Origin of the sequence: Streptomyces sp. AgN23 (assembly GCF_001598115.1) — a bacterium.
GTDB classification, from domain to species: Bacteria; Actinomycetota; Actinomycetes; order Streptomycetales; family Streptomycetaceae; genus Streptomyces; species Streptomyces antimycoticus.
The window spans coordinates 3,497,512-3,509,809 of sequence record NZ_CP007153.1 but is presented as its reverse complement, the minus strand read 5'-3'; the positions used below and the strand labels follow the sequence as shown (position 1 = coordinate 3,509,809).

The following is a 12,298-nucleotide window of genomic DNA, read 5'->3' as shown; positions in this document are numbered from 1 at the left end:
GCTCCGCTTGACCCCGCACCGCTCGAACACCCGCTCTTTCCGTTTCCGCCCCTTGATCCCCTCGACCCCGTGACTTCCCTGACCTCGTTTTCCGTTCCACTCGACTCCCCTGGAGCCCCACGCTGAATGCCGCGCCCGCCGATCAGATCCGCCTCCTCGACGTCCAGGCGCTCGACGTCCGGCTGTCGCAACTCGCGCACAAGCGCAGGACGCTGCCCGAGCACGCCGAGATCGAGACGCTGAACGCCGATCACACCCAGCTCCGCGACCTGCTCATCGCCGCGCAGACCGAGGAGAGCGACACCGCCCGCGAGCAGACCAAGGCGGAGCAGGACGTGGACCAGGTGCGCCAGCGCGCCGCCCGCGACCAGAAGCGCCTGGACTCCGGTGCCGTCACCTCGCCGAAGGACCTGGAGAACCTCCAGCACGAGATCGCCTCTCTCGCCAAGCGCCAGGGCAACCTGGAGGACGTCGTCCTGGAGGTCATGGAGCGCCGGGAGTCCGTCCAGGAGCGGATCGCCGAGCTGACCGAACGGGTGGAGTCCCTCCAGTCCAGGATCGGCGACGCCCAGACGCGCCGGGACGCGGCGGCCGAGGGGATCGACGCCGAGATCGCGACCGCCACCAAGGAGCGCGAGGTGATCGCCGGGACCATCCCCGCCGATCTGCTGAAGCTCTACGACAAGCTGCGCCAGCAGCAGGGCGGTGTCGGCGCGGCCCGGCTCTACCAGCGCAGCTGTGACGGCTGCCGCCAGGAACTCGCCATCACCGAGCTCAACGAGGTGCGCTCGGCGGCCCCCGACACGGTGCTGCGGTGCGAGAACTGCCGCCGGATCCTGATCCGTACGCCCGAGTCGGGGCTGTAGGGCGATGGCGCGGCGCTTCGTCGTCGAGGCGGACGGCGGGTCCCGGGGCAACCCGGGGCCGGCCGGCTACGGCGCGGTCGTGCTCGACGCGGAGACCGGTGAGCCGCTCGCCGAGGTGGCCGAGTACATCGGCACGGCGACCAACAACGTCGCCGAGTACAAGGGCCTGATCGCCGGGTTGCGGGCGGCGTACGCCCTGGACCCGGAGGCCGAGGTCCGGGTGCGGATGGACTCCAAGCTGGTCATCGAGCAGATGTCGGGCCGCTGGAAGATCAAGCACCCCGATATGCGGCCGCTCGCCGCCGAGGCCAAGGCGATCATGCCGCCCGGCCAGTTGACGTACGAGTGGATCCCGCGCGAGAAGAACAAGCACGCGGACCGGCTCGCCAACGAGGCGATGGACGCGGGCAAGCGGGGCGAGCAGTGGCAGCCGAAGGTGCCGCCCGGCGGCACGCTGGCGGCGGGCGCGCCGGAGGCCGCGGCCCCCGCCGACGACGCCCTCGCCGAGCCCGCCGCCACCGGCGCCCCGGCGGTGGGCTGGGGCGCCGCGGATCTGGGCACCCCCGCCACGTTCGTCCTGCTCCGGCACGGGGAGACCCCGCTCACCCCCGAGAAGCGCTTCTCCGGCAGCGGCGGCACCGACCCCGGACTCTCCGATGTGGGCCGCCACCAGGCCGAGCGAGTGGCCGCGGCGCTCGCCGCACGCGGCACCATCCAGGCCATCGTCACCTCACCGCTGCGGCGCTGCCGGGAGACCGCCGAGGCGGTGGCCCGACGCCTGGGCCTGGACGTCCGCGTCGAGGAGGGGCTGCGGGAGACGGACTTCGGCGCCTGGGAGGGCCTGACCTTCGCGGAGGTCAAGGAGCGCCACCCGGACGACCTGGAGGCATGGCTGGCCTCCAGCAAGGTGGCCCCGACCGGCGGCGGCGAGAGCTTCGCGGCGGTCACGCGCAGGGTCGCGCTCTCCCGCGACAAGCTGATCGCCCGTTATACGGGCCGTACGGTGCTGCTGGTCACCCATGTCACACCGATCAAAACCCTGGTCAGGCTGGCCCTGGGAGCCCCGCCGGAGACCTTGTTCCGCATGGAGCTCTCGGCGGCGTCGCTGTCGGCGGTGGCGTACTACGCGGACGGAAACGCGTCGTTGAGGCTGCTGAACGAGACGGCGCATCTGCGGTAGGGGCGCCTACCGCGGCGGCTGTGACCTTCGCGGGTCACCCCGGGAAGTCACCCCGGGAGGTCACCCCGGGAGGTCACCTCGAGAGGTCACCCCCGCAGTGCCGCGGCCTCCCGGGCCAGGGACTCGACGCGCCCCCAGTCGCCCGCATCCAGCGCGTCTGCGGGCAGCATCCAGGTGCCGCCCACGCAGCCGACGTTGGAGAGGGCCAGATACTGGGGGGCGGTCGCGGCGTTGACGCCGCCGGTCGGGCAGAAGCGGGCCTGCGGGAGTGGTGAGGCGAGCGCCTTGAGATACGGCGTCCCCCCGGCCGCCTCCGCCGGGAAGAACTTCATCTCCTCGACCCCGCGCTCCAGCAGCGCCACGACCTCCGAGGTGGTCGAGACCCCCGGCAGATACCGCAGACCGGACGCGTCCAGCGCGCCCAGCAGCCGGTCCGTCCAGCCGGGCGTGACCAGGAAGCGCGACCCGGCGGCGACGGCCGTCTCCACCTGCTCCGGGCTCAGGACGGTCCCGGCGCCGACGACCGCGTCCGGGACCTCCTCGGCGATTGCCCGGATCGCGTCCGCGGCGGCGGGCGTCCGGAAGGTCACCTCGATCACCGGCAGCCCGCCGGCCACCAGCGCACGGGCCAGCGGGACCGCCTGGTCCACGTCCTGGACGATGACCACGGGGATCACGGGGGCGAGGTCGAGCAGCGAGGATGCCGGGGAACCGGGGGAGGGCGCGGTGCTAGTCACGGCGCCCATCCTGCCCAGGTGCGGCGCGCTGCGCAATGGCAGTTGCGCATGCCGCAACGCTCATGCCGTCGGGGTGGCTCCCGGGTGCCACAGCTCGCAACGCCACCTGGCTGCCAGCTGCTACAGCTCGCAACGCCGCCGGTGCGGCGGCGCCCAGGCCCTACAGCTCGGTCACCACCACGTCCAGCCCCCACGGCTGCCCCGCCCGCTCCGGCGGCGCGGCCTCCACCAGGTACCCGAGCCCCCGCAGCGCCTCCACCAGCTCACCGGGCCCGCTCGGCGTGACCTCGGCGGTCAGCAGGTCCCGTACCATCCGGCCCTTCGTCGCCTTGTTGAAGTGGCTGACGACGGACCGCTTCTCGACCCCGTTCACGATCTTCGACTGGAGCACCCGCACCGCCGCCGTACGCTCAGCGAGCGCCTCCTTGGGCTTCCACGCCGCCGCGTACGCCGCCGACCTGAGGTCCAGCACCAGCCCGCGCCCGGCGGCCTGCGGAATCACCTCGGCCATCGGGGTCCGGTTCCGCCAGTACGTGCCCAGCGCGCCGAGCCCCGGCAGCTTCACCCCCATCGAGCAGCGGTAGGAGGGGATGCGGTCGCCGATCCGCACCGCGCCCCACAGCCCGGAGAACACCAGCAGCGACCGGCCCGCCCGGCGCCGGGCGGCGGTGGGGAGGGTGGCCAGGCCGAGCGCGTCGTACAGCACTCCGGTGTAGATCTCGCCCGCGGGCCGGGTCCCTGCCTCCCGCAGCGCCGCGTTCTTCGCGATCTCGCCGCGCAGCCCCTCGCTCAGCCCCAGCACCTCGGCGGCCTTCGTCTCGTCGCCCGAGCACAGCGACACCAGCTCGTCCAGGACCTCTGCCCGCGCCTCGCCCAGTTCGGGCAGCGACAGCGCTCCCAGGTCCAGCGGGGAGCGGGAGCCTCCCGTGGCCTTTCCCTCGGACGGCGGCAGCAGGACGAGCACGGCGGATCTCCTCGAACGTTTCGTTGGCGGCGGGGCGGGCCCGGAGAACCACGCCCGCCCCGCCCGCAGCCTACGACCTCCCGCTAACGCAGCCGGACCGTCAACGCAGCCCGGACCGTCAACGCAGCCGGACCGTCGCCGGCCGGGCGGAGGTGCCGGGTATCATGGTCATCACGGCGGACGAGTCGGCCGGGCGGTCGCGTCGGGGTCTACGGGCCCCGCCGAGGAACGTCCGGGCTCCACACGGCAAGGTGGTGGGTAACGCCCACCCGGGGTGACCCGCGGGACAGTGCCACAGAAAACAGACCGCCGAGGGCTTCGGCCCCCGGTAAGGGTGAAACGGTGGTGTAAGAGACCACCAGCGTCCGAGGTGACTCGGATGGCTCGGTAAACCCCACCTGGAGCAAGGTCAAGAGGAGCCGCCACCCGGCGGCTCTGCGCGGACGATCGAGGGCTGCCCGCCCGAGTCCGCGGGTAGACCGCACGAGACCGGCGGCAACGCCGGTCCTAGATGGATGGCCGCCTCCCCGGGGTCCGCAAGGCCCCCGGGAGACAGAACCCGGCGTACAGGCCGACTCGTCCGCCATCAGCCTCCTGACCTGGGCATACGCCCTGCCTGGGCGCGCCGACTGTATGGCGGCCCGCCCCTGCACCCCTCCAGGGCCCCCGGAACGTTCCGGGGGCAAGCTGCTTCGCACGCGTGGCCCCGTGGCAGGAAAGCAAGTGGTGGCGCTGCCGTCGGAGACTTCGCAGATCAGGCTGTGGGGCTGTCTGATCAGGCGTAGTTGGCTGGGGTCGGTGGCGTGGCGGATGGCGTTGGTGACGAGTTCGCTGACCACGAGTTCGGTGGTGAAGACGGCGTTGTCCACGCCCCATGTGGTGAGCTGTTGGGAAGCGTGCTCGCGGGCTTCGGCGACGATGGCGAGGTCGCGGGTCAGGTCCCATTGGGCGACATGGTTTTCGTCCACGTCTCGGTCCCGCGCTTCGAGCAGACCGTCGGTGAAGAGCACCAGCGAAGTGCCCTCGGGTATCTCCAGCTCCGCTGCCTCGAAGGGCAGGCTTCCCAGGCGCAGCGGGGGCTGGTCGGCAGGTCGATGGACTGGACGGTGCCGCCGGGGGAGGCGAGGGCGGGGGCCGGGTGGCCGGCCGTGGCGAGGGTGAGGCGTCGGGAGACGGGGTCGTAGATGGCGTAGAGGCAGGTGGCGCGATACCGGGTTCGCGGGCGTAACGACGGGCGTTGTCCATGCAGATGGCGGCCCTGGCGACCAGGTTCTCCGTGACGAACAGGTCGTCCTCGGTAAAGGGCTCCCGGGACGCGGTGTGGCGGACGAGGAGAACCACTCCCAGGTCCTTGCCCCGCGCTTTGAGGGGAGCGGCGATCAGCGAGTGCAGGCCGTGCCGCCGGGCTTGCTCGGCTTGGACCGGGTCGGCGGCGAGCCAGACGGCGATCTCCGGGTCGGTCGCCTGATGCACGACTGCCTGCGACGTCAACAGACACCGGGCCGGTGGTGAGGGCTCGGTGTGGAAGTGGGTTTCCCCCGGAGCCGGCCCCGGGCCGTCCCCCGGACTCTCTCCCGTGCTCTCCCCCGGACCGCTCACAGTCTCGGTCAAGTCGGCCTGCCCTGCTCCACCTGCTCCCCTGCCGGGAAGTCCGTGGCAGAGACGAACAGATCGGCGGCGAGGCTGCCGATGATCTCCGCGGGGGCATACCCCGGCAGCCGTCGAGCTCCCGTGCTCCACGCCGTCACGCGCCCGCCGGGGTCCGTGAGGACGATGGCGGCTGACGTGTCGAGAGGCTCGTCGCTCATGTCGGGGGGCGGCCGGCCGAGCGCACCCGGTCTGTCCATGGGGTCCTGCCTTGCCCTCCTCTCACAGGAGCAGGCCCTTCCACAGTGGCCCCGCCCACCTCGGGATGGCAAGGCAGGGCGGTGACGTGAGGTGCTTCACGGAAGCGGGTGACGTAGCGAGGGGCTGGGCTGGGTACGCGCCCGCGTGATCACCGCTTGAGATGCCGGTCTGATCGGTACATATAGGGCGAAAGCATCGTTGGAGAGGAGGCGACATGTCGTCGAAGCGACGTCGCAAGAAGAAGGCCCGTCGTAAGAACGGAGCCAACCACGGCAGTCGGCCCCAGTCCTGATCATCCTGATCCGAGGCGCTCTGCCGAGTGACACCGACGGGGCTCCCCGAGCACGTGGCGCCACCGCGCCCGGGCACGGGGAGCCCCGTCGTCCGTGTGGCGGGGCACGCCGGTACCGCGTGCCGAGCTATCGGCTCCCGCACAGCGCCGTCTGGACGGCGACCTTCATGTCGTCGTCCTGTGCGTCCGAGCCGCCCGGGTCGAGGTTCACCATGGCCGTCGCCTGCCTGCCCTCGACCGTGGCGCCGGCCATCGTCTCGTACCCGAGCGCATCGCCGGTGTGCCCCCAGGAGGGGCCGCCGCAGGGCAGGGGCCTGCTCTCCAGGCCGAGGCCGTACGCCCGGCCGTCCGGGTTGCCGGTCGGGCGGGTGTTCATCATCTGCCGCAGCTGGGCCGGGCGCAGCAGCCTGCCGCGTACGAGGGCGGCCAGGAACCGGTTGACCTTCCCGGGGAGGCGCCGGACGAGACGCTGCGCCGGCTGCGGACGTTCCTCGGGGACTACGGCAGCGCCTGACCCGGCGTGCGGGCCCCAGCAGCACCTGATCCGGCAGCGGCAGCGGCTGACCCGGCGGCGCCCCATGGCGTCACGGTGTCGTCGGGACGTCCTGCTTCCGCGTGGCCGTCTCCTCGGCCGGTTCGGCTGCCCCGCGCGTCTCCCGCGCCAGGGCCACCGTGGCCACGGTGAGCGCGCTCATCAGGGCGATGAAGACGACCACGCCCGTGACGCTGTGGTCGAACCAGAGCAGCAGGGCGGACGCGAGCATCGGGGCGATGCCGCCGGTGACCACGGTGCCGATGTTGTTGGCGATGCCGACCGCGCTGAACCGGACCGTGGTGTCGAAGAGTTCGGCGAAGAAGGCGGGCTGGGAGCCGAGGACGGCGGACTGACCGATGCCCAGGGTGATGAAGAGTGCGAGCCAGATGGCCCAGGTGTGTCCGCCGTCGATCACCGTGAAGAACGGCCAGGCGGCGGCCAGCAGCACCAGGGCTCCGCCGATCGAGACCGGGCGGCGGCCGATGCGGTCGGAGAGCGCGCCGAAGGCCGGCACCGTCACCAGCTTCACGGCCGCGACCAGCGAGATGCCGCTGAGGAGTGCGCTGGTCGACAGGCCGCGGTCCTCGGCGTAGGTGACCGAGAAGGTGCCGAAGACGTAGTAGCCCGCGTTCTCGGCGGCGCCCGCGCCGATCACGATGAGCATCTCCTTGGGGTAGCGGCGCCAGGCGGCCACGCATCGGCTCTCGGCGATCCGCTGCCGCAGCGGGCGCGGCGCCGTCGCGGCGGCGGGACCCGCCTGCTGGACCTGCTGGACCTGCTGGAATTCGGCGGTCTCCGGCAGCGAGCGGCGCACCCAGAGGCCGAAGAAGGTCAGCCCGGCGCTGAGCAGGAAGGGAATCCGCCAGCCCCAGGCGAGGAAGGCGTCCTCGGACAGCAGCCCGGTGGTGAGCGCGAAGGCGCCGGTGGACAGCAGGGTGCCGGTGCCGGTGCCGATCGCGGGCAGTGAGGTGAGCAGACCGCGCCACTTGGGCGGTGCGTTCTCGAAGAGGATGATCAGCGCTCCGGTCTTCTCGCCGCCCGCGGCGAAGCCCTGGACGAAGCGGAGCAGGGTCAGGAGCACCGGCGCGGCGACGCCGATCTGCGCATGGGTCGGCAGCAGTCCGATGGCCGTGGTGGCGAGCCCCATCATCAGCAGGGTGGCCACCAGTACGCCCTTACGGCCCTGGGTGTCGCCCCGCTCCCCGAAGTAGGCGCCGCCCAGGGGCCGGGCGAGGAAGCCGATGGCGAAGGTGCCGTAGGCGAGGACCGTGCCGACCAGTGGATCGCTGTCCGGGAAGTAGACCTTGTTGAAGACCAGGGCGGCCGCGGTTCCGTAGAGGGCGAAGTCGTACCACTCCACCGTGGTGCCGAAGACGGCGGCGAGGGCGACTTTGGGCTGGAAAACCGGCCTTCTGGCGGTGGAACTGCCGGTATGCGTCATGGGGGACTCCCTCGTCACCGTGAATCGAGTACCACTGGGTGGTTCGCTTGTGCCGCTTGATGGTTCGGTGATGTTATGGAGGCACACACCCCGTGGCAAGGGGTCACACCCTGATTCGCACTGGAGGTCAGCCGTTGAGCACGCCCGCCCCCGCCGCCCCACCGCCCCTGCTCGACGGCATCCGGGTCCTGGATCTGACCAATGTCCTCGCCGGGCCCTTCGCCGGATATCAGCTCGCCCTGCACGGCGCCGACGTCCTCAAGGTCGAGATGCCGGGGGCCGGGGACCTGGCGCGCCAACTGGGCGCCGACCGGCAGCTGAGCGAGGAGCTGCTGGGCGCGTCGTTCCTCGCCCAGAACGCCGGCAAGCGTTCGCTGACCCTGAACCTCAAGGAGGAGAAGGGACGCGAGGCCCTGCTGCGCGCGGTGCGGGAGTCCGACGTCCTCCTCGAGAACTTCCGTCCCGGGGTGATGGACCGCCTGGGCGTCGGCCGGGAGGTCCTCATGCGGGAGAACCCGCGGCTGGTCTACTGCGCCGTCTCCGGCTTCGGCCAGACCGGACCGCTGCGCGCCCGGCCCGCGTACGACCAGATCGTGCAGGGCCTCTCCGGCATGATGAGCGTGACCGGCACCCCCGAGGTCAGCCCGCTGCGCGCCGGTTTCCCGGTCGCCGACACCCTGGGCGGCATGGCCGCCGCCTTCGCCGTGGCGGCGGCGCTGGTGCGCCGGGAGCGCACCGGGAGCGGCGCGTATCTGGACGTCTCCATGCTGGAGGCCGCGCTCACCGCGATGGGCTGGGTGACCTCCAACTATCTGATCACCGGCCGCCCGCCGCGGCCCATGGGCAACGAGAACTTCACCGCCGCACCGTCGGGGACGTTCCGCACCGCGGACGGATACCTCAACATCGCGGCCAACCGCCAGCAGCAGTTCGCCACCCTGTGCCGGCTCATCGGCCGTGCGGAACTGCTGGCGGACGAGCGGTTCGCGCATCCCGCGGACCGCAAGGCCCACCGCGAGGAGTTGCGCGCCGAGATCGAGAAGGGCCTGGCCGAGCGGACCGCCGGGGAGTGGGAGGAGATCCTCGCCGACGCCGGGGTGCCGGCCGCGCGGGTGCTGTCCGTACCCGACGCGCTGGGCCTGGAGCAGCTCGCGGAGCGGGACTTCGTCCGCACCCTGCCCTTCCCGGACGGGCGCGAGCGCGATCTGCGCGTCCTGGGCAGTCCGTTCCGGGTCGACGGTGAACCGGCGGCCGCCACCGCCCCGCCACCACTGCTGGGGCAGCACACCGAACAGGTCCTGGCCGAACTCGGCTACAGCGCCCAGGAGATCGACGCGATGAAGGAGCGTGGCGCGATATGACCCGCCGGTCCGGAGACGAGGAGGCCGCAACGGCTCCGCAGGACGTCACGCCTCCGCAGAACCTCATGGATCCGCGCGAGGTCACCGACTGGTGGTCCACCGCCGTCAGCCGCATCCGGCCGGGTGAGATCCTGCTGCGCGGCTACCCGGTGGAGCAGTTGATCGGCCAGATGTCCTTCGCCGAGACCATCTGGCTGATGCTGCGCGGCGAGTTGCCCACCCGGACCCAGGGCCGACTGCTGGAGGCCGCGCTCGTCGCCGCAGTCGACCACGGGCCCCAGGCCCCGTCGATCGCCGCCGCCCGCATGGCCGCCACCTGCGGACTGGGGCTGAACAACGCGGTGGCCACCGGGGTGAACCTCCTGGGGGACGTCCACGGCGGGGCCGGTCAGCAGTGCATGCAGGTGCTGACCGAGCTGGAGCGGGCCGTGGCCGAGGGGGCGGACGTCGACGATGCCGCGAAGGACCTGGTGGCGGAGTACCGCGCCATTCGCTCCCATGTCCCCGGATTCGGCCACCGGTTCCACCCGTACGACCCGCGCCGCAGCCCCCTGCTCGACCTGGTGGGCGCGGCGGTGGCGGACGGCGAGGCGCCGGGCTGGGCGCTGCGCGCCGGGATGGCCCTGGAGCGGGCACTGGCGGAGGGCCGCAGCCGTCCCGTGCCGATGAACATCGACGGCGCCACCGCCATCGTCTACAGCGAACTCGGCTTTCCGCCCGAGCTCGGACGCGGGCTGTTCGTGCTCTCCCGCAGCGTGGGCATCCTCTCCCACGCCTGGGAGGAGAAGTCCGGTGGAGCCAGGATCAAGGGTCCCATTCCCCGGCGGCTGCTGCCCTCCTACGAGGGCCCGGCCCCCCGGGACCTCATCCGGCCGGAGAGCGAGAAGAGTGAGGAGAGCGAGAAGAGCGAGGGGAGCACAGGACGTGCGGACAGCGCGGAGGGCGCGTGACCGTCAGCCGCTCTCGCCGAGGAACCGCAGCTCCGACAGCCGCCTCGCCGCCTCGGTCAGCGCCGGGCGGAAGGACTCGACGCGCTCCTCGGTGAAGCGGCTGGTGGGGCCGCCGAGGCCCACCGCGGCGACGACCTGCCCGCTCGCGTCGGTGACGGGGGCGGCCACTGCGGACACCCCGTCCTCGCGCTCGCCGTGGCTGGCCGCCCAGCCCCGCTGCGCGGCCAGGCGCGCCCGTTCGGCCAGGACGGAGGTGAAGTCGGGGCCGCGCCCGGCCGCCGAGGCCACCCGGCTCAGGGTCCGGGGCGAGCCGCCGATGAGCAGGACATGCCCGGAGGCACCGGCCCACAGCGGCATCTCCTCGCCGATGCGCACCACATGGCGCAGCTGCTGGGTGCCCTCGTGCTGGGCCACGCACACCCGGGAGGCCCCCTGGCGGATGTAGATCCGCGAGGACTCGCCGCCGGACCGTACGGACAGGACACGCAGGCACTCCACCGCCTCCGGGGGCAGCCGCCAGGCGTCCTGTGCGAGCGCCGCCCAGCGCAGCAGGCCCGCACCGGGGGTGAGCCGGCCGTCCCCCCGGCTCCACAGCAGCCCGCGCTGCTCAAGGGTGGCCACCAGACGGACCACGGTGGACTTGGCCAGTCCGGTGGCGTCGGTCAACTCCCGTACGCTGCGGGAGCGGTGGGACTCGTCGAACAGGGCGAGCAGATCCAGTGCGCGCAGTACACTCCGTACTCCCTCGCCGCCCTCTCCGGCTGCCGTCCCCATCGCCTGTCCTCCTCGCCGCACCACGCGTAAAACCATCTAACGGTGCGACAGTACCACCAGGTAGTACCACCAGGTGGTTCACGCTAGGCCGGGATGACGGTGACCAGGTCGGCGGGCATCCGGCCCCGCAGATCGTGCCATTCGCCCTCGCTGATATGGCGCTGCAGGGTCTCCAGGACGGTGTGCACGAGCTGTTCGATATCGCCCTGGATCGAGTACGGGAAGTCGTGCCGGATCCGCTGGTAGAACTCCTCGCTGTGCATCTTCACGGGCGTCTCCGCCGGTTTCCACCCCTCGTAGTAGATGCCGCGCACCAGCATCGGGAGCTGTGCGCCGAACTGGACGGCCTCGTCCACCGTCAGCCGGTCCCGTAGCTGGTGCAGGACCGTGCGCAGGGCGGCGTACGACTGTTTGCGGCGCTCCTTGGGCCAGCCGTACGCGTCCTCGATCTCCTTGAGGAGCCGGTTGGTCTTGTCGACCGTCGTGTCGAAGGAGGCAAAGCCTGTGGCAACCATGTGTTCGTCCTCCGGTCGGGGGGTCAGGTGGAGTGGCTGCGCGGGTGTCGCGGATGCGCAGGGGAAGGGGCACGGGCGGATCAGCGCCCGACGCGGCGGACCGGCCGGACGGGGCTGAAGGGGCTGAAGGGGCTGGAGGAGCCGAAGGGGCTGGAGGGGGGCCGCTCGGGTGGGCAGGGGCGGCGGTGCGGGCAAGGCGGTCATGGACGTGGTGGATGGCCATCGCCCCCTCGCCGGCCGCCGAGGCCACCCGCTTGACCGAGCCGCCGCCCACATCACCGGCGGCGAAGACCCCCGGCAGCGTGGTCTCCAGGCTCGGACAGCCGCGGCCGGGGCCCGGCGGGTGCCGTGTCGGGAGAGGCAGGCGATCTGTTCGTCCGTCAGCCGTGGATACGCGCCGTAGATATCCGGGGTCTCGTCCGGTACCGCGTGCTCCGGTACCTCGACCGGTACGGCTCCCTCCGGTGCGGCGCCCCGGGGCCGGTCCTCGTCCGTCATCACATCAGGCCATGGCCTCGTGGGCATAGCACCACCGCCAGGTCTCGCCCGCTTCCAGGGGCTCGACGATCGGGTGCTGTTCGGCGTACGCGTGCGCACGGGCGTGCTTGAGCGGCGAGGAGTCGCAGCACCCGACGTGTCCGCAGGTCAGACAGAGCCGCAGATGGACCCAGGGGGACCCCAGGCGCAGGCACTCCTCGCACCCCTCGGGGGTGCTCGGGGTGACGTCGTGCACCATCGACAGGTGCGGATCGGGCTCGATGGCCATGGCGTTCATCCTTTCTGGCGGTCGCGGCCGCGCATCACCGCTCGACACCCGCTCGACCCACGAACGCGG

General features: G+C 72.1%; 12 protein-coding genes, 1 other RNA gene and 2 pseudogenes. 5 read left to right on the top strand and 10 right to left on the bottom strand.

From position 1 onward, the window contains the following. Positions 1–122 precede the first annotated feature (122 nt). Together AS97_RS15380 and AS97_RS15375 are read left to right on the top strand one after the other, a co-directional pair. Positions 123–866, top strand: coding sequence for a C4-type zinc ribbon domain-containing protein (locus AS97_RS15380; protein ID WP_079059972.1), 744 nt, complete (start codon positions 123–125; stop codon positions 864–866). 4 nt (positions 867–870) lie between these two features. Then, positions 871–2,046: a bifunctional RNase H/acid phosphatase gene (locus AS97_RS15375; protein WP_210565091.1), complete on the top strand. Its 1,176-nt coding sequence runs from the start codon at positions 871–873 to the stop codon at positions 2,044–2,046. Between the two features lie 86 nt (positions 2,047–2,132). On the opposite strand, the gene eda is transcribed toward AS97_RS15375, so the two are convergent. Next, positions 2,133–2,792 carry a bifunctional 4-hydroxy-2-oxoglutarate aldolase/2-dehydro-3-deoxy-phosphogluconate aldolase gene (gene eda, locus AS97_RS15370; protein ID WP_210565089.1) on the bottom strand — a complete coding sequence of 220 codons (660 nt, stop codon included), beginning with the start codon at positions 2,790–2,792 and terminating at the stop codon, positions 2,133–2,135. Positions 2,793–2,943: 151 nt separating this feature from the next. Then, positions 2,944–3,747 (bottom strand): peroxide stress protein YaaA, encoded by an 804-nt coding sequence (yaaA, locus tag AS97_RS15365; RefSeq protein WP_210565088.1) that lies wholly within the window; start codon positions 3,745–3,747, stop codon positions 2,944–2,946. A 181-nt stretch (positions 3,748–3,928) separates the two neighbouring features. On the opposite strand from yaaA, the gene rnpB reads away from it, so the two are divergent. Further along, positions 3,929–4,330: RNase P RNA component class A (gene rnpB / locus AS97_RS15360), an RNA gene on the top strand. 370 nt (positions 4,331–4,700) lie between these two features. Here the strand turns inward: rnpB and AS97_RS47345 are convergent. From AS97_RS47345 to AS97_RS15345, 5 genes and pseudogenes are all read right to left on the bottom strand, one after another. Next, positions 4,701–4,933, bottom strand: a pseudogene (locus AS97_RS47345) (SpoIIE family protein phosphatase); the annotation flags it as partial. A gap of 119 nt (positions 4,934–5,052) precedes the next feature. Beyond that, positions 5,053–5,220: pseudogene (locus AS97_RS47340) on the bottom strand (hypothetical protein); the annotation flags it as partial. Between the two features lie 134 nt (positions 5,221–5,354). Beyond that, the gene (locus tag AS97_RS47335) at positions 5,355–5,594 is read right to left on the bottom strand and encodes a PAS domain S-box protein (RefSeq protein ID WP_247204376.1); all 240 of its coding nucleotides are present in this window, start codon (positions 5,592–5,594) and stop codon (positions 5,355–5,357) included. A gap of 420 nt (positions 5,595–6,014) precedes the next feature. After that, on the bottom strand, positions 6,015–6,467 hold the full coding sequence (locus AS97_RS15350; protein WP_059149539.1) for a serine hydrolase: 453 nt from the start codon (positions 6,465–6,467) through the stop codon (positions 6,015–6,017). 4 nt (positions 6,468–6,471) lie between these two features. After that, entirely contained in the window at positions 6,472–7,863 is a 1,392-nt protein-coding gene (locus tag AS97_RS15345) for an MFS transporter (protein WP_059149540.1), read from the bottom strand. Positions 7,864–7,997: 134 nt separating this feature from the next. Between AS97_RS15345 and AS97_RS15340 the strand changes: the two genes are divergently transcribed. Continuing rightward, positions 7,998–9,224: a CaiB/BaiF CoA-transferase family protein gene (locus AS97_RS15340; RefSeq protein WP_086705638.1), complete on the top strand. Its 1,227-nt coding sequence runs from the start codon at positions 7,998–8,000 to the stop codon at positions 9,222–9,224. Beyond that, positions 9,221–10,174 carry a citryl-CoA lyase gene (locus tag AS97_RS15335; protein WP_210565086.1) on the top strand — a complete coding sequence of 318 codons (954 nt, stop codon included), beginning with the start codon at positions 9,221–9,223 and terminating at the stop codon, positions 10,172–10,174. Before AS97_RS15340 ends, AS97_RS15335 begins: the two co-directional genes overlap by 4 nt. 3 nt (positions 10,175–10,177) lie before the next feature. On the opposite strand, the gene AS97_RS15330 is transcribed toward AS97_RS15335, so the two are convergent. The 3 genes from AS97_RS15330 to AS97_RS15320 form a co-directional block, all read right to left on the bottom strand. Continuing rightward, positions 10,178–10,948, bottom strand: coding sequence for an IclR family transcriptional regulator (locus AS97_RS15330; RefSeq protein WP_059149543.1), 771 nt, complete (start codon positions 10,946–10,948; stop codon positions 10,178–10,180). Between the two features lie 83 nt (positions 10,949–11,031). After that, positions 11,032–11,463 carry a DUF2267 domain-containing protein gene (locus AS97_RS15325; protein WP_059149544.1) on the bottom strand — a complete coding sequence of 144 codons (432 nt, stop codon included), beginning with the start codon at positions 11,461–11,463 and terminating at the stop codon, positions 11,032–11,034. A 502-nt stretch (positions 11,464–11,965) separates the two neighbouring features. Further along, the gene (locus AS97_RS15320) at positions 11,966–12,229 is read right to left on the bottom strand and encodes a UBP-type zinc finger domain-containing protein (protein WP_059149545.1); all 264 of its coding nucleotides are present in this window, start codon (positions 12,227–12,229) and stop codon (positions 11,966–11,968) included. Between the last annotated feature and the right edge of the window lie 69 nt (positions 12,230–12,298).